General features: G+C 65.8%; 15 protein-coding genes. 8 read left to right on the forward strand and 7 right to left on the reverse strand.

Features of this window, described 5'->3' with window-relative positions; translation table 11 throughout:
• The first annotated feature begins 692 nt into the window (after positions 1 to 692).
• The 4 genes from DVT68_RS03730 (at position 693) to DVT68_RS03745 (ending at position 5180) form a co-directional block, all read left to right on the forward strand.
• Positions 693 to 1454: an SDR family NAD(P)-dependent oxidoreductase gene (locus DVT68_RS03730; protein ID WP_114823681.1), complete on the forward strand. Its 762-nt coding sequence runs from the start codon at positions 693 to 695 to the stop codon at positions 1452 to 1454.
• Between the two features lie 96 nt (positions 1455 to 1550).
• Positions 1551 to 2114 carry an elongation factor P-like protein EfpL gene (gene efpL, locus DVT68_RS03735; RefSeq protein ID WP_114823682.1) on the forward strand — a complete coding sequence of 188 codons (564 nt, stop codon included), beginning with the start codon at positions 1551 to 1553 and terminating at the stop codon, positions 2112 to 2114.
• Positions 2115 to 2233: 119 nt separating this feature from the next.
• Positions 2234 to 2989, forward strand: a complete 756-nt coding sequence (locus DVT68_RS03740; RefSeq protein WP_114823683.1) for an N-acetylmuramoyl-L-alanine amidase — start codon at positions 2234 to 2236, stop codon at positions 2987 to 2989.
• Positions 2990 to 3095: 106 nt separating this feature from the next.
• Positions 3096 to 5180, forward strand: coding sequence for an FUSC family protein (locus DVT68_RS03745; RefSeq protein ID WP_114823684.1), 2085 nt, complete (start codon positions 3096 to 3098; stop codon positions 5178 to 5180).
• 27 nt (positions 5181 to 5207) lie between these two features.
• Here DVT68_RS03745 and DVT68_RS03750 read toward each other — a convergent pair whose 3' ends face one another.
• On the reverse strand, positions 5208 to 5582 hold the full coding sequence (locus DVT68_RS03750; RefSeq protein WP_114823685.1) for a YciI family protein: 375 nt from the start codon (positions 5580 to 5582) through the stop codon (positions 5208 to 5210).
• Positions 5583 to 5872: 290 nt separating this feature from the next.
• Here DVT68_RS03750 and DVT68_RS03755 point away from each other — a divergent pair, with 290 nt between their 5' ends.
• From DVT68_RS03755 to kynU, 4 genes are all read left to right on the forward strand, one after another.
• Positions 5873 to 6907, forward strand: coding sequence for an amidohydrolase family protein (locus DVT68_RS03755; RefSeq protein WP_114823686.1), 1035 nt, complete (start codon positions 5873 to 5875; stop codon positions 6905 to 6907).
• Positions 6904 to 7410 carry a hypothetical protein gene (locus DVT68_RS03760; protein WP_114823687.1) on the forward strand — a complete coding sequence of 169 codons (507 nt, stop codon included), beginning with the start codon at positions 6904 to 6906 and terminating at the stop codon, positions 7408 to 7410. Before DVT68_RS03755 ends, DVT68_RS03760 begins: the two co-directional genes overlap by 4 nt.
• Before the next feature lie 227 nt (positions 7411 to 7637).
• Positions 7638 to 8510: a hypothetical protein gene (locus DVT68_RS03765; RefSeq protein ID WP_147281661.1), complete on the forward strand. Its 873-nt coding sequence runs from the start codon at positions 7638 to 7640 to the stop codon at positions 8508 to 8510.
• A 199-nt stretch (positions 8511 to 8709) separates the two neighbouring features.
• The gene (gene kynU / locus DVT68_RS03770) at positions 8710 to 9990 is read left to right on the forward strand and encodes a kynureninase (RefSeq protein ID WP_114823689.1); all 1281 of its coding nucleotides are present in this window, start codon (positions 8710 to 8712) and stop codon (positions 9988 to 9990) included.
• Between the two features lie 60 nt (positions 9991 to 10050).
• On the opposite strand, the gene DVT68_RS03775 is transcribed toward kynU, so the two are convergent.
• The 6 genes from DVT68_RS03775 to argC form a co-directional block, all read right to left on the reverse strand.
• Positions 10051 to 11109: an acyltransferase family protein gene (locus tag DVT68_RS03775; protein WP_147281662.1), complete on the reverse strand. Its 1059-nt coding sequence runs from the start codon at positions 11107 to 11109 to the stop codon at positions 10051 to 10053.
• A gap of 64 nt (positions 11110 to 11173) precedes the next feature.
• Positions 11174 to 12475 (reverse strand): glutamate-5-semialdehyde dehydrogenase, encoded by a 1302-nt coding sequence (locus DVT68_RS03780; protein ID WP_114823691.1) that lies wholly within the window; start codon positions 12473 to 12475, stop codon positions 11174 to 11176.
• Positions 12472 to 13635 carry a glutamate 5-kinase gene (gene proB / locus DVT68_RS03785; RefSeq protein ID WP_114823692.1) on the reverse strand — a complete coding sequence of 388 codons (1164 nt, stop codon included), beginning with the start codon at positions 13633 to 13635 and terminating at the stop codon, positions 12472 to 12474. The genes DVT68_RS03780 and proB overlap by 4 nt, the downstream gene beginning before the upstream one ends.
• Entirely contained in the window at positions 13632 to 13991 is a 360-nt protein-coding gene (locus DVT68_RS03790; protein WP_114823693.1) for a cupin domain-containing protein, read from the reverse strand. Before DVT68_RS03790 ends, proB begins: the two co-directional genes overlap by 4 nt.
• A 14-nt stretch (positions 13992 to 14005) precedes the next feature.
• Complete coding sequence (gene argH / locus DVT68_RS03795; RefSeq protein ID WP_114823694.1) at positions 14006 to 15301, reverse strand: argininosuccinate lyase; 1296 nt, start codon at positions 15299 to 15301, stop codon at positions 14006 to 14008.
• A 103-nt stretch (positions 15302 to 15404) separates the two neighbouring features.
• A complete protein-coding gene (gene argC, locus DVT68_RS03800) occupies positions 15405 to 16358 on the reverse strand; it encodes an N-acetyl-gamma-glutamyl-phosphate reductase (protein ID WP_114823695.1) in 954 nt (317 codons plus the stop codon).
• Positions 16359 to 16361 lie beyond the last annotated feature (3 nt).

Genomic DNA, 16361 nt, shown 5'->3' on the forward strand with positions numbered 1-16361 from the left:
CGACAGGCCATGATCAACCGCGGCATGCATCCTGTTTGCCGGACGCAGGCAACCCCTGTTCTCCATCACTACTCCCCTGTAGATGCCCGCACCTGGCAGGCGATGGCTAACGACCTGATCGCAACTCGACATCCCGCAACATCACCGGTCGCGACGGACCGGCTACTGCACGTTCCCCGATGCCTCCCCGCGTACCCCTTGCACGCATGGATGGACCCGGCCCTTCCCTTTGCCTGACACAGCCCCTGGGCTGCGCCGATCTGTATTGCCGTTGGCGGCCGATGCCGCCCCTGCCTGGAGCCATGCACAAAACCGGGAAGAATCCGGTCTTGTCTTTCTGGACTGGCTTGCTGGACTGGCTTGCCGGAATTGCTGCGGCCGGCGGATGCACACACCACGACGCCCGATCATGGCCGGACGCGGACATACAGCCCGTGGCGTTACTGCGGTCTTGCCCCCTGTCGCCATCCGGTGGACGGATGGGTGCGACGAACGAAATGCGTGATGGCTCACATTCCGACTGCGGCATTCTGGCATCGCCCGACCGCATTGCCAACCAAAATTCCTCGCAAGATCATGCGATTGGCCGCATCCCTGGTGAGGCTCGTGACGGCGCCTGCATGGCGTCGTGCAGGCCTCTCACGCCCAACGGTACAATCGACGCTTTGCCCCACAACGCCCGGAGATTTCTCATGCAGCTCAATCAAGTCAAGGCGATCATCACCGGCGGCGCTTCCGGGCTCGGCCATGCGGTGGCCCAGTACCTGGTGGCCCACGGTGGCAAGGTGGCGCTGTTCGACGTCAATGAGGAAAAGGGCCAGGAAGCGGCCAAGGCGCTGGGTGGCCACTTCTACCGTACGGACGTCACCTCCGAGGAAGGCGTCGCCACCAATGTCGCCGCCGCGCGCGAGGCCCTGGGTGGCCTGAACGTGGTGGTGAACTGCGCAGGCATCCTCGGCGCCGGCCGCATGCTCGGCAAGGAAGGCCCGATGCCGCTCAACACCTTCGCCACCACCGTGATGGTGAACCTGGTGGGCAGCTTCAACGTGTCCAAGGCCTCCGCCAACCTCATGCAGGCCAACGAGGCTGGTGAGGACGGTGAGCGCGGCGTGATCATCAACACCGCCTCCGTGGCGGCCTTCGAAGGCCAGATCGGCCAGGCCGCCTACTCCGCCTCCAAGGGTGGCGTGGTCGGCATGACCTTGCCGATGGCGCGCGAGCTGTCGCGCTTTGGCATCCGCGTGGCGACCATCGCCCCCGGGATCTTCTGGACCCCGATGGTGGACGGCATGCCGCCGCAGGTGCAGGAGTCGCTGTCGGCCTCGATCCCGTTCCCTTCGCGCCTCGGCAAGCCGGACGAATTCGCCAGCACGGTGGGCTTCATCCTCGGCAATCGCTACATCAACGGCGAAACCATCCGCCTGGACGGCGCGGTGCGTCTGCAGCCGAAGTAACAAGAAAATAGTGGAGAGGAGTGAGGAGTGAGAGATGCACTCTCTACGCCTTGCCCTCTCTCACTGCTCACTCCTACTTACTCACTCCTGGCCCTTATGAAAGCTTCCGACGTCAAGAAAGGCAACGTGGTCGAACACGAAGGCACCGTCTACCAGGTGCGTGACATCGAGCGCAGCTCACCGACCGCGCGTGGCGGCAACGTCACCTTCCGCTTCACCATGTATTCCATCCCCGGCGGCCGCAAGTTCGACCTGAGCCTGCGCGCCGACGACGACCTCAAGGAAATGGACCTGCTGCGCCGTGCGGCGAACTTCTCGTACATGGACGGCGACGCCTACGTGTTCATGGACAACGAGGATTACACGCAGTACACGCTCGGCCCCGAGCTGGTGGGCGACAACGCGGGCTACATCGTGGAAGGCCTCGAGGGCTACTACGTGCAGGTGATCGACGATGCACCGGTGGGCCTGCAGGTGCCGACCAGCGTCACGCTGACCGTGGTCGACACCGCGCCGGAACTGAAGGGCGCCAGCGCCACCAAGCGCACCAAGCCGGCCAAGCTCAACACCGGCATCGAGATCCAGGTGCCCGAGTACATCACCAACGAAGAGAAGGTGTGGGTGAACACGCTGACTGGCGAATTCGCCGGCCGCGCCTGATCTTCACCATCTTTTGATGGTCTCCACGGCGCCCGGGACACCGGGCGCCGTTTTTTTGTTGGTTGACCACAGCGCGCCGCTGCGGCAGCTTCGCGCCATTGCCCCGCGACGTGACCGCCATGCCCTTCCTGCCCCCACGGCGAGCGCTGCTGCTTTCCCTGCTGGTGGCCCTGCTCACCGCCTGTGCGCCGGCGCCGGTGCACAACCCGATCGCCCAATGGGTTCCCTCGCCCAACTTCGACGAACGCCGGCCCGTGCTGGTGGTGCTGCATTTCACCGACGACGATTCGGCCGAGCGCGCCCTGCATACCCTGCGCACCCGCAACAGCGGCGGCCCGGTGAGTTCGCACTACCTGATCGGCAAGAACGGGCACATCTACCAGCTCGTCGACGATCACCAGCGCGCCTGGCACGCCGGCGTCGGTCGCTGGGGCACCATCACCGACGTGAATTCCGCCTCGATCGGCATCGAGCTGGACAACGACGGCGACTCGCCCTTCACCCAGGTGCAGATCGACAGCCTGTTGCGGCTGCTGGCCGACCTGACCGACCGCTGGCGCATCCCGCGCACGCAGGTCATCGGCCACGAGGACATGGCGCCCGGCCGCAAGACCGACCCCGGCCCGCACTTCCCCTGGCAACAGCTCGCCCAGGCCGGTTTCGGTCTTTGGCCGCAAGGTCCGCTGCTCGATCCGCCGGCGGACTTCGACCCCTGGGCCGCGCTCGCGTTGATCGGCTATCCGCTGGATAACCGCACGGCCGCAGTGCAGTCGTTCCATCACCACTATCGCGGTCTGGAGGGCGACACGCTGGACGATCAGGATCGGCGCATCCTCTACACACTGTCGCGACAGCTGGGCGCAGGCGGAAGCTGAGCATCAAGGCGCGCAACGCCGCCTGCATGTCGGCGCCCCATCGTCGCGTCCGCTTCAGGCGACCTGAGGCAGAATGTCCGTATCGTTTAGGAGCGAACGTAGCGTCATGTCCTCGAGCGGTTATTCACTGCGCGCTTCCGTCGTCGACAGCCTGCTGACCACCAAGCGGCCGGACGTGCCGGTCCGCGTGGTGCTGCGCAATACCGCCGCGGTCGTCCTGCCGATGGGTTTGGGCCTGGCCACCGGACACCCGGGCGTCGGCCTGGGTATCGGCGCCGGCGCGTTGGACACCATGTTTTCCGACCAGCCGGGCCCTTATCGCCAGCGCATGGCCCGCCTGCTGCTGGCCTCGCTGGCCGCCGGACTGGCCTCCCTGATCGGCTTCCTGATCGGCGACCAGCTGATCCCCATCCTCATCGCCACCGCCGCCTTCGGATTCGTCGGCGGACTGCTGGTGGTGTTTGGCACGGACATGACCCGCGTGGGCATGACCAGCATGATCCTGCTGGTAGTCACGGCCGCCACGCCGCGTCCGCTGGCCGAAGCGCTGGGGGCCTCCGCGCTGATCTTCGCCGGTGGCCTGCTGCTCACCGTGTTCTCGGTCGCGGCCTGGCCGCTGCAACGCTACCGCCCCGAACGGCACGCCCTGGCGGAGGTCTACCGCGGGCTGGCGGCATTGGCCCGGCAACAGGCTCATGACGACGCCGATGTGCCTGCGTTGACCGAGGCCATGACCAAGCTGCAACACACCCTGCTGGGTCGGCACCATGCACGCGGCCGCGCGATGGAGGCCTTCGGCGTGCTGCTGGAGCTGGCCGAGCGCATCCGCCTCGAACTGACTGCCATGGCAGAGCTGCGCGCCAATCCCTCCATCCACGCGATGTTCCGCAGCGACGCCGCCCGCGTGCTCGCCGCCATCGCCGATGCGCTGGAAACGGGTGACTCGCCCCAGCAGGGAGAACACGCGCTGCAGACGCTGCAGGCGAGCGAGAATGCACTGCTCGGTAACGGCGGCGACGCGGACGGCCTGGCAACGCATCTCCACGCGCTTTCGGGCCAGTTGGCCGCCGCCGTGCGCAACGCGAACTGGGCCGGCAGCCGTGGTGAAATCCGCGCCGCCGCCGACGAGACGCCGCTACCCGCCGCGCTACGCAGCAGCTCGGCGCGCGCCACGCTCCGCGCCAACCTGACGCCGCACTCGGTGGCTTTCCGCCACGCGGTGCGCAGCGCCGTCACACTGACTGCGACCTTGTTCGTTGCACGCGAACTGGCCCTGCCCCACGGCTACTGGCTACCCATGACCGCCGCCATCGTGCTGCGCCCGGATTTCGCCGCCACTTTCAACTTCGGCCTGCTGCGGGTGGTCGGCACCGTGCTCGGCCTGGTGCTCACCACCGCGCTGCTGCACTTCACGCCGCACGAGGCATGGGCGCACCTCGCCCTGATGGCGGTGCTCTGCATGGCGTTCCGTTACCTCGCCACCGCACACTACGGCGTGGCGGTGGCGGCGCTGACCGGCACGGTGGTGATCCTGCTGTCCTTCTACGGCGTCAACTCCAGCGACGCGGTGACCGACCGCGTGATCAACACGGCGCTGGGCAGCGGCATGGCCCTGCTTGCCTACGTGTTGTGGCCCACCTGGGAGCGCGGCCGCGCACGGGCGGCGCTGTCGGACATGCTCGACGCCTATGCCGACTACCTGCACGCGCTGGCCCATCCGGAGCGACGCGATGGACGCCGCGAGGCGCGCACCGCGGCCCGCACCGCGCGCAGCAATGCCCAGGCCTCCCTTGATCGCATGCGCGCCGAACCGGCGACGCCGCCAGCGCTGCTGGAACTGGCCAACGCGCTGTTCGCCAACGGTAACCGCCTGGCCCGCACCGCGATGACGCTGGAAGCACTGATCGACGACCACGACAACCTGCCGGAGACGGTGGAAATGTGCACCTTCGTCGACCAGTCCGCCTATGCGCTGCACGAAGTGGCTATCGCGTTGCGCGCACAGCGCGCGCCCGAACGCCTGCCGGACCTGCGCAGCCTGCAGCGCACCTACGCCGCGCTGCTGGGCATGGCCGAAGACCATCAGGCAGCGGACCTGTTGACGCGCATCAGCGACCGTCTGGTGGACAACGTGAACACCCTGGCGCACGTCACCGGCCGCAGCCGCAGCAAGTCCGCCGCGACGGTGTAACCCACGTTCCTACGGGGGAAACCCAGGTCAGGCCCCCACGCTGCGCCGCACGGCGTCGATGTCGCGCACCGGCCGCACCTCGATCCGTCCCGTGCGCGACCAGGGAAACTGCTGGGCGATGCGCACGGCTTCGTCCATGTCGGCCGCCTCGATCAGGTTGAAGCCGCCCAGGTATTCCTTGGCCTCGGCAAACGGGCCGTCGATCACGCTCATGGTGTCCTCGCGCATGCGCAGCGACTTGGTCTGCGACGGCGCCTCCAACTGCATCGAATCAAGCAGGCAGCCCTCGGCGCGCAGTTCGTCGGCGTGGGCGAAGCAGCCGCGCATCATGCTGTCCCGCTCGTCCTGCGGCATGGCCCCCAGCAGCGCGTCGTCGTTGTAGATCATGACCAGGAATTTCATGCATGCCTCCCATGGCTGAGCTGGCGTGACCGCATCGCGCATGATGCCGACATTCCTCCGGTTGCGCACATGCCGGAAGGTGGCTGTTCACGGGGCATCCACGCTTCGGCCACGCCGATCCACGCCCCCTTTGCCAAGCCCGGCCGCTTCGCAATTCCGCCCGCCACTGAGACCGGCCCGGCGCCGCACGGCCGCGACCACCGTTCAGGCAGAACCGGTTCCCCGCCCGCCGCCCCAAGGCCGCAGATCCCCCCGCGACGGCCACGCGCCGAGGACTTACACTCGGTGACATGCTGAAGATCGACACCCACGCGCACATCCTGCCCCGTGACTGGCCGAACCTCGCAGCCAAGTTCGGCGACGACCGCTTTCCCGTGATGATCCACAACGACGGACGGCATCGCATCTACAAGGATGGCAAGTTCTTCCGCGAGGTCTGGGAGTCCGCCTTCGACGCGCGCCAGCGCATCGATGACTACGCGCGCTTCGGCGTCGGCGTGCAGGTGGTGTCCACGGTGCCGGTGCTGTTCTCCTACTGGGCGCCCGGCTACCAGGCGCTGGAGCTGCATCGCCACCTCAACGACCAGATGGCCGCGCTGTGCAACGATCACCCACGCCACTTTGCCGGCATCGGCACGGTTCCGCTGCAGTCGCCGGACCTGGCCATCCGTGAGCTGGAGCGCTGCATCGACGAGCTGGGTTTGCAGGGCGTGCAGATCGGCTCGCACTGCAACGACTGGAATCTCGACGCGCCGGAACTGTTCCCGTTCTTCGAGGCGGCGGCGGACCTCGGCGCCGCCGTGATGGTGCACCCCTGGGACATGATGGGCGCCGCCAGCATGCCCAAGTACTGGCTGCCCTGGCTGGTGGGCATGCCGGCCGAGCAGTCGCGCGCCGCCTGCTGTCTCGTGTTCGGCGGCGTGCTGGAACGCCTGCCCCGGCTGCGCGTGATGCTGGCCCATGGCGGCGGCAGCTTCCCGTGGAGCATCGGCCGCATCGAGCATGGCTTCCGCATGCGCCCGGACCTGGTCGCCACCGACAACCCGCGCAACCCGCGCGAGTACCTGCAGCGCCTGTATTTCGACTCCTGCGTGCACGATCCCCACGCCCTTCGCTATCTCCTGGATGTGACCGGGGTCGAGCGCGTGATGCTGGGTACCGACTATCCTTTCCCGCTGGGGGAGCAAGTTCCGGGCAGCGGCATCGAGGCATTGGTCCTCGACGATGCGGACCGCGCGCGGCTCTTCCACGGCACGGCCCTGGAATGGCTGGGGCTGCCGCTCAATCGTTTTGAACCCATGGCCGTTACTCAGGAGCAGGCATGAGCTTTTCCCGCAACATGGTTCTCGCCGCCGCCCTCGTGCTCGCTGGCGCCGCCCACGCAGGCGAAGTCAGCATGGCCGGTGGTAGCGTCAGCTTCAGCACCCCCGACCAGTGGGTAGGCATCATGGAAACCCAGGGCGATCCGGAAGTGCGCGTGTTCCAGGTGCCCGACCCCTCGCCCACGGCGAGCAGCAGCCTGGCCCGCGTGACCGTGACGGTGAAGCAGGTGGCCAATGCCAATGAATTCCAGCAGTACGTGAACAACGCCATGAGCAAGGCCAAGGCGCTCACCGGCTACCAGGCCGGCAGTGGCCAGGGTTCGGACAACTTCGCGTATACCGCGCAGGAGAACGGCGCCCCGTATACCTACAGCGAGCGCTACTGGTTCAAGGACAACCACGCCATCCAGCTGCGCTGCGTGCGTCCCTCGCAGAGCCAGGCCGGCGCCCAGTGGAAGGCCGCGTTCGACAAGGGTTGCGACGCGATTGCGGCGCGCCTGAAGTAGTCTCCCGCTGGAACTTCCTCGACGCTGCCCGGCGGACATGGATGCCCCGGACGCGACAGGTGAAGAACGGAGACAGGTACCCCGCATCTTTGCCTACGAAGCAACGGGAAAAGTCCGGCGGCATTCTTTGGGGACATCTCGAACAGTAGTGTTGCACCGCAATTTCATGCGATGCCAAACCGTCTACTGCGAGGTGAAAACCCATGAGAGCTTGCTTTCTTCCATGCTTGGCCATTGCACTGGCTGCCTGCGCAACAAACGTGGCGCACGCGTACGACGGCGTCGTGGACCAATGCGCGTCATGTACAACCGATGCAGCATTCCGCCAGACAGCGAAGCAATACTACGACATAGGCGGCGTCACGCTTTACAACCTCAAGACTGGAGCAATTCATTCATACGTCTTTGGCCTGAAGCGGGGATATGCCGATCAGATTGAACCGCCGCCCGAGGCCGTTGAGGTTATGGAGGTCGCAACTGACCCCAACATCTATAGTGCATTCGCTAATGTAAGCGGTTTTTACCAGGCCGCCGGGTATAGGTTGCAGGCCGCCATCAGTATTCCGTATACCGACTTGGGACCGAATGTCCCCGGCCTTAATCAAGGCACGTCTGCTTACGATGTCACCGAGGATTACAACCTTCGCAATCGCATTGGCATCGAAATCGTCAACAACAAGGATAAGTGGAATCAGGTACGTGCCTTCGTAAACAAGGTCGATCAAACGATGCTCATGTTGCTTGGCCTAAAGGACGAAGGTGTCCTGGAAGTTCGGGTGATATTTTCTGATGGGAGCACTGCGCTTTACCGGCTCAGCACCAAAAGCACGAACTCGACCAAGCTGGAGTATGTTCCAGGCAGTGCCACGACACCCAAGAACCGGGGCATACCGGACTCCAATCAACCCCAATATCAAGGCAAATGGTATGGCCCGGCGGCCGGTGGGGACGACATGGGAAGATTTGGCAAACACATGAACTCCATCGGTGTTCCCACCAACTGGAACTACAACGGCGGCTCAAACCCACGCGAAGTCCAATGCACATGGAAAACCGCCCAAAGCGGCAATACGCTGATTTGCGTGGATTCGACGCACTGACGGCAGGCCCTGCATTGGGCACGCGCCAGACAAGCGTGCCCATTCGTCCGGCATAGAACGGAGTTCCACCGACGTCCACCAACGTTCAGTAGCGGGGGACGTCGCCGCGTCATGCGCGGAAATGTGTGCCGGGTGGCGACGCTCGTGAAAAGTCGGGAATGATGGCAATCTACCGAGGGTGAACAAGTCCGGAAAATGCATGTCCACTAGCTACGAAGCCACCCTTGCCTGGGCGCAGGCCCAGGACGCCGCCGATCCGCTGAGCAGCTTCCGCGACGAGTTCCTGATCCCTCCACACGAAGGTCGCGACAGTCACTACTTCTGCGGCAATTCGCTGGGCCTGCAGCCGCGGGCCGTGCGCCCGGCGCTCAGCGCGGAACTGGACTATTGGGGTGAGCTGGCGGTGGAGGGACATTTCCGCGGCCGCCTGCCGTGGATGGACTACCACGAGTTTGTTCGCGACGACCTTGCCACTGTGGTGGGCGCGCAGCCGTCCGAAGTGGTGGCGATGAACACGCTGGGCGTGAACCTGCACCTGATGATGGTGAGCTTCTACCGCCCGACCCCGGAACGACACGCCATCCTGATCGAAGCGGGTTCGTTCCCCACGGATCGCTACGCGGTGGAATCACAGGTCCGCTTCCACGGCTTCGACCCTGCGACCGCTCTGATCGAGCTGGAAAGCGACGAACCCAACGGCACGATCTCGATGGCCGCAATCGAGCGCGTGCTCGCCGAGCACGGCTCGCGTATCGCCCTCGTGATGTTGCCAGGCATCCAGTACCGCACCGGCCAGGCCTTCGACCTGGCGGCCATCGTGCGGCTGGCCAGTCGCCACGGTTGCATGGTCGGCTTCGACCTCGCGCACGCCGTTGGAAACCTTCCACTGCAACTGCACGACAGCGGCGCCGACTTCGCCATCTGGTGCAGTTACAAGTACCTCAACAGCGGCCCCGGCGCCGTTGGCGGTGCCTTCGTGCACGATCGACACGCGCGCACCACCTTGCCCCGTTTCGCCGGTTGGTGGGGTCACGACAAGACCACCCGTTTCCAGATGGGCCCCGAGTTCGTACCAACCTATGGCGCCGACGGCTGGCAGCTCAGCAATCCACCGATCCTCGCCCTGGCCCCGCTTCGCATTTCGCTGGAAATTTTCCGTCGCGCGGGCATGGATCGCCTGCGCGAGAAATCGGTTCGCCTGACCGGCTACCTGGAATGGCTCGTGCACAGCCAGTTGCACGACGTGTTGGAAGTGGTGACGCCACGAGAAGCGGATCGCCGCGGCAGCCAGCTATCCATCCGCGTGCTGGGCGGCCGCGAGCGCGGACGCTCGCTGTTCGAATACCTGATGGAACACGGCGTCATCGGCGACTGGCGCGAGCCCGACGTGATCCGCATCTCGCCTACGCCGCTGTACAACCGCTATGCGGACTGTGTCGCGTTTGCCGAAGCCGTACGTCGCTGGACCGGCAACAACTGACGATTCTCGCGAGCGCAGCACAAGCCACTCGTGATCTTTGGCGCAGCCAATCCCGTGAAATCAAGGAGTGGCGGAGCTCACGCTTGTCCCTTCGGTCACGTCTGCACTCCCGGCAGCGGTCAGATGGTGCTTTAACCCCAGCGCGGGCTTCTCGACCAAGTGCCACGAGGCGTAGGCACAGGCCAACGTCGCGAGCAGGGAAATCAGCAGGGTCAGCGCGTAGCCGTGACGGAATCCAATCACCGCGATGATCGATTGCTGTACCAAGTACGCGTAGATGTAGATGCCATAGGACAAGTCGCCATACCGTCCTGCGCGCGATAGCCACGGCGTGGACCGGTTGCCGAACCAGATGACCACGAAGGGCAGCACCAGATACAACGCCAGGTACGAATAGTTCAAGACGGCCGCCACTGATGCCATTGCCCCCAGGCAGGCAGCCAGCAGCAGCGGCCGACGGGCCCAGGCGGACTGCCAGTGGAACAGCACGACGCCGTAACAGAAAAAACACCCGTACTCGCAGCCAAATCCGGGCTTGGGATAGGCCGCGGCCGGATTTCGCTGAACGTCAAACACGACGAACATATAGAAGGCGTACGCAACGACGACAGTCAGCAGCGGCACGCGCAGCCGCGCACTCAGCAGGCCGCACGCGCCAGCCACCATCAAGATGGCGTACCAGCGCACTTCCAAAGGAATGGTCCACAGCGAACCATTGACCACACTCCATACGTTGCCATGGAAAACGCCTGGCAGATCGGGCTGCTGGATCAAGCCGAGCTGCTCCAGATACTTCCAGGTCTGCGCGTCCTGAAAGTAGGCGCCCAACGACTCCTCAGTAAATACCGGCCCGACCACGAAGGTAGTTAGGACCACTACCACGCCAAGTCCAGGCCAGATGCGGAGGAATCGCCGTACCGCGAACCGCCAGGGATGGGGATCACGCCTCCAGCTTTGCGCGACCAGGTAGCCGCTGAGCACGAAAAACACCAACACACCTAGCGTGCCCATAGTCACCAAGCCAAAGGGGCGCGGCTCCAGCAAGAACATCAGCGCGTACTGGTGGCCAGACAAAACCATCAGAGCCGCCATTAGCCTGACGAAATCAAAATTGTTCACCCTGCTGTGCAACGGCTCTCCCCCCTTCCTCTGCCTTGGCTTATCGCCAGACGGCGGCTTGAAGTCAAGCCGAAGCGTCGGGCAGCACCGGGGCCGACAGATTCGCGGACAGGCTTGACGGATGCCGCACCTGCCCTTCACCCCGCACAACAAAACGCTCCACCGTCAGCGACTCCGCCCCCATCGGCCCGTAGGCGTGCAGGCGGGTGGTGGATATGCCGATCTCGGCGCCCAGGCCCAGTTCGCCGCCATCGGAAAAGCGCGAGGACGCGTTGACCATCACCACCGCCGAACGCAACGCCTGCACGAAGCGCTGCGCGGTGGCCTCATCGCGGGTGGCGATGACTTCGGTGTGGTCGGAGCCATGGCGACGGATGTGGGCGATAGCCTGTTCCAGGTCGTCCACCACGCGGATGGCCAGGATCAGGTCGAGGAACTCGGCCGCATAGTCGTCCTCGGTGGCGGGCTTCGCCCCCGGCGCCAGCGCGCAAACCGTCTCGTCACCGCGTAGCTCCACGCCGCGCTCTTGCAGCGCTTTCGCGGCCAGCGGCAGGAACGATGCGGCGACCTCGCGATGCACCAGCAAGGTCTCCAGCGCATTGCACACTCCCGGCCGCGAGGTCTTGCCGTCCACAAGCAGGCCCAGCGCCAGCTCGAGGTCCGCGGCGCGATCCACGTAGAGGTGGCAGACGCCCTTGTAGTGTTTGATGACCGGCACGCGCGCGTGCTCCGTCACGAAGCGGATCAGCCCTTCGCCGCCCCGCGGAATGGCAAGGTCAATGATGTCAGCCAGTTGCAGCAGCTCGACCATGGCCTCGCGACGCAAATCGGTCAGCAGAGTCACAGCGGCGGCGGGCAGGCCATGCGCACTAAGCGCGTCATGCAGCGCCGCCGCGATGGCCGTGTTGGAATGAATCGCCTCGGAGCCGCCGCGCAGGATCACCGCATTGCCGGCCATCAGGCACAGCGCCGCCGCATCGGCTGTCACGTTGGGCCGGGCTTCGTAGATCATCGCCACCACGCCCAGGGGAATGCGTACGCGCTCGATACCGATGCCGTTGGGCCGCGTCTCGCGTCGGGTGACTACGCCAACAGGGTCGGGCAGGTTGGCGACTTCACGCAGGGCCTGCGCGATCGTCGCGACGCGCGCCTCATCGAGGCGCAGCCGGTCAAGCATGGCGCCCTGCACGCCCTTGGCCGCCGCCTGCTGCATGTCCTGCGCATTGGCGGCTAGGATCTCGCCCGCATGGCGCTCAAGCGATGCCGCCATGTCCATCATCAGTGCGCGCTTGGCGTCCGTGGAGAGCACCGCGACATCAGATGCTGCGTCGCGGGCAGCCATCGCCAGGGATCGAATATCACTCACGCGTCGACCTCCCCGGTCGCCTCTATTTCACCCAACGACACCATGTCGTCGCGATGCACGACCTCGGCGCCATAGCTGTAACCCAGCACCTCACCGACCTTGCTGCTGTGCAGTCCGGCCAGACGCCGAACCTCGCCGGCGCCGTACTGACAGATGCCACGAGCCACCGCGGCGCCGTCGGCGCCGATGATCTCGACCAGGTCGCCGCGATGAAACTCGCCGTGCGCCTGCACGATGCCGCCGGGCAGCAGCGACGCCCGCCGGCCGGACAGCGCTGAGACCGCGCCGGCATCGACCTGGATCGATCCGCTGGCTGCTGGGGCATGCCGCAGCCAGTACTTGCGGGCCTGCATGCGTGTGCGCGCCGCGTCGAACAGCGTGCCGCGCAGAATTCCACGCCTCAGGGCTTCGACCGTGGCCGCATCACGTCCGCTGAACAACACGGTAGGAATGCCCGCCGCCGCCGCCTTCGCGGCTGCCTCGAGCTTGGTGTGCATGCCGCCGGTGCCCACCGCGCTGCCGCTGCCGCCCGCCATCGCCAGGACCTCCGGCGTCAGCGCGGTCACCCGGGCCAGCGGGGTGGCGCCCGGATCACGGCGCGGATCGGCGCTGTACAGCGCGTCGATGTCGGAGGCGATCAGCAACAGGTCGGCGTCGACCAGCGCCGCCACGATGGCCGCGAGATTGTCGTTGTCGCCCAGCTTCAATTCGTCGACGGCGACCGTGTCGTTCTCGTTGACGACGGGCAACACGTCCAGCGCCAGCAGCTCACGCAGTGTGGCGCGCGCGTTGAGGTAACGACGGCGGTTGCGCAGGTCGTCGTGTGTAAGCAGCACCTGGGCCACCGGCTGAGGGCTGAGCGATTGCCACAACGCGATCATCGGGGCCTGGCCCAGCGCAGCCAGCGCCTGGCGGGCGGCGAGGTCGCCGCCGGCCGGTGCATGCGCACGCAGTTGCGCGCGCCCCGCCGCGACGGCGCCGGAGGACACCAGCACCACCTGGCGACCGGCAGCCCGACTATCGGCGATGAAGGCAGCGAGCGCCTGGGCATATTGGGAAGTCAGGCCACCACCGTCGGCAGCCAGCAGGTTGCTGCCGACCTTGAGCACCGCCCGCCGCCATGACGGCAGGGCCTGCTCGGTCAGGTGATGAGCGCTCATGCCGAGCCCTCCGCCGGAGCGTCGATGCGATCCCCGTGGCTGCGCGGCGAAGACACAACCAGCATCCGCACGTCCGCCACGCCATCGTTGCGGACCTGGTGCGCGCCGCCGGGTGGCACGTGCAGCCCCTGCCCTGCCTGCAGCTGGAATTCCTCGCCATCCAGCTCGATGGTCAGCTCGCCCGCCAGCACGTAGAAGAACTGGCGGGATCGCGCATGCCGGTGGCGCGCCTCGAAGGCGCCGCCGGGCATGCGTTCCTCGATCACGCTCAGGTCACCGCCGGCCAGCAGGTGCCAGCCGTCGCAACCCTGTCCCCATCGATAATGTTCGGCACTCCCCGTACTGACGGTCCCCATGCCCTCTCCACCATTTAGCCATCCAGACGGCTGAGTCTAGCGCGCAATTCGTCCAGCCGCAGGTCATTACCCGAACCGGGCGATACGCGCGCCGCCAGGCTGCCCTCGGGGGTGCGCCCCTCGCCCGCCGAGGCCGCGGCGTCGGCCGCCGCCCTATAGGCATCGCGGAACGGCACGCCGGCCGCCGCCTGTTCGATCGCCACGTCGGTGGCGTACATGGCCGGCTCGATCGCTGCGCGCATGGCCGGCTCGTTCCACGCCATGCGCGCCAGCAGGTCCGGAACCAGCTCCAGCGCGGCCAGGCCATGGCGGCAGCCGTGGAACAGCGAGCCCTTGGAGAACTGCAGGTCGCGCTGATAGCCCGAAGGCAGCGACAGCAGCTGTTCGATCTCGGTGCGCGCCGCCGCCACGCTGGCGTAGCTGGCGCGCAGCAGTTCCACCACGTCCGGGTTCCGCTTGTTGGGCATGATCGAGCTGCCGGTGGTGTATTCCGACGGCAGCTTCACGAAGTCGAACTCGGCGGTGGTGAACAGGGAAAGATCCCAGGCCAGGCGACGCAAATCCAGCAAGGCGCCGGCTATGGCCTCCAGCACGGCCATCTCGAACTTGCCGCGCGAGAGCTGTGCGTAGATCGGCGACACCTGCATGCGCGCAAAGCCCAGCGCCTGCGTGGTGTGTTCGCGATCGAGCTTGAGGTTCACCCCGTAACCGGCGGCCGTACCCAGCGGGTTGGCGTCGATCAGCAGCGCCGTCTGCTTCGCGCGCAGCGCGTTGTCGATGAACCCCTCCGCGAATCCGGCGAACCACATCGCGGTAGACGACACCACCGCGCGCTGCAGGTGGGTATAGCCCGGCAACGGGATGGCCGGCTGCGCGGCGCGCTCCAGGCAGACCGATGCGATCGCCTTGCAGTGCTGCTCCAGCGCAGCCAGCTGTTCCTTCAGCCACAGGCGCGTGGCCACCAGGATCTGGTCATTGCGGCTGCGGCCGGTGTGCACGCGGCGGCCGGCGTCGCCAAGGCGCTCGGTGAGGCGCGCCTCAATGGCCGAGTGGCCGTCCTCGTAGCGCTCGTCCAGCACAAAAGCGCCGGCGCGAAAATCTTCGGTAAGCGCGTCCAGCTCGCGTTTGAGCGCGGAGGCCTCGTCGGCGCTGACCACGCCGATGTTGGCCAGACCCTCCACATGGGCCTTGCTGGCGGTGATGTCATGCAGGAAGAACTCGCGATCCAGCAGCACGTCGTCGCCGGCGAGAAACTGCATGATGCGGGCGTCGATCTTGATGTTGGACTTCTGCCAGAGGGGCTGGGACATAAAGAATCCTTGAGAAAATAGTAGGCAGAAGTGAGAAACGAGAGAAAGCGAGAGTCGAAGGCATAACTCTCACTACTCACTCCTCTTCACTCACTTCTCGCCTTCAAACCGGAATCGCGGTGTACTCGTCCACGCCAATCGCGCGGTTGATGTTCTGCATGGCCTGCGTCGCGGCGCCCTTGAGCAGGTTGTCCAGGGTCGCCACCACCACGACGCGCTTGCCGTCGCTGGAAACGGCGAAGCCGCCGATGTCCACGTGGTGCTTGTGCGCAATCTGGCTGACCCACGGCGCCTCGTCCTGCACGTGCACCAGCTTTTCGCCGTCATAGGCGCCATGGAAGCGGTTCACGATGTCCTCGCGCTTCACCGGGCGGGCCAGATACAGGTTGGTGGTGACGGTGAGACCACGGAAGTGCGGCGCCACGTGCGGCATGAACTCCACCGGCACGCCCAGGTGGCGGCTGGCCTCCTTCTCATGCATGTGCCCGGTGAGCGAGTACGGCATCAGGTTGTCGCGCAGCTTCTCGGGATCGTTGCGGTCAGACGGGGTCGTGCCGGCGCCCGAGTAGCCCGACACGCCGAAACTCACCGGCGGCGCCGCCAACAGGTCCTTCAGCGGAGCAATCGACAGCTGCACCGCGGTTGCATAGCAGCCCGGATTGCTGATGCGCTTTTCGCCGCGCCAACGCTGGCGGGTCAGTTCCGGCAGGCCGTAGTACCAACGCTCGTCGAAGCGGTAGTCGGCCGACAGATCCACGATCAGCGTGTCCGGCTTTGCCTTGTCGATGGCCTCCACGTACGGCGCAGCCTTGCCATTGGGCAGGGCCAGCACCACCACGTCGGCGCCTTGCGCTGCGACCGCCTCCGGATCGAGGCTGGCGTAACGCAATTCACCTTCGAAGCCTGGCACGTTATCCGCCACTCGCTGGCCGTCCAGCTCACGCGAGGAGACGAAGACGAGCTCCAGGGCAGGATGGCTGGCCACGAGGCGGATCAGCTCGGCGCCGGTATGGCCGCGTGCGCCGACGATGCCGATGCGATGTTGGGTCGTGCTCATGAT

This window comes from Dyella solisilvae, assembly GCF_003351225.1.
Taxonomy (GTDB): domain Bacteria; phylum Pseudomonadota; class Gammaproteobacteria; order Xanthomonadales; family Rhodanobacteraceae; genus Dyella; species Dyella solisilvae.

Bases quoted from the DNA above. Each gene is read 5' to 3' on its own strand.
- DVT68_RS03740 (WP_114823683.1), top strand. From the start codon at position 2,234: ATGCCCTTCCTGCCCCCACGGCGAGCGCTGCTGCTTTCCCTGCTGGTG.
- DVT68_RS03760 (WP_114823687.1), top strand. From the start codon at position 6,904: ATGAGCTTTTCCCGCAACATGGTTCTCGCCGCCGCCCTCGTGCTCGCT.
- DVT68_RS03750 (WP_114823685.1), bottom strand. From the start codon at position 5,582: ATGAAATTCCTGGTCATGATCTACAACGACGACGCGCTGCTGGGGGCC.
- DVT68_RS03745 (WP_114823684.1), top strand. From the start codon at position 3,096: ATGTCCTCGAGCGGTTATTCACTGCGCGCTTCCGTCGTCGACAGCCTG.
- DVT68_RS03790 (WP_114823693.1), bottom strand. From the start codon at position 13,991: ATGGGGACCGTCAGTACGGGGAGTGCCGAACATTATCGATGGGGACAG.
- argC (WP_114823695.1), bottom strand. From the start codon at position 16,358: ATGAGCACGACCCAACATCGCATCGGCATCGTCGGCGCACGCGGCCAT.
- kynU (WP_114823689.1), top strand. From the start codon at position 8,710: ATGTCCACTAGCTACGAAGCCACCCTTGCCTGGGCGCAGGCCCAGGAC.
- DVT68_RS03755 (WP_114823686.1), top strand. From the start codon at position 5,873: ATGCTGAAGATCGACACCCACGCGCACATCCTGCCCCGTGACTGGCCG.
- proB (WP_114823692.1), bottom strand. From the start codon at position 13,635: ATGAGCGCTCATCACCTGACCGAGCAGGCCCTGCCGTCATGGCGGCGG.
- efpL (WP_114823682.1), top strand. From the start codon at position 1,551: ATGAAAGCTTCCGACGTCAAGAAAGGCAACGTGGTCGAACACGAAGGC.
- DVT68_RS03730 (WP_114823681.1), top strand. From the start codon at position 693: ATGCAGCTCAATCAAGTCAAGGCGATCATCACCGGCGGCGCTTCCGGG.
- argH (WP_114823694.1), bottom strand. From the start codon at position 15,301: ATGTCCCAGCCCCTCTGGCAGAAGTCCAACATCAAGATCGACGCCCGC.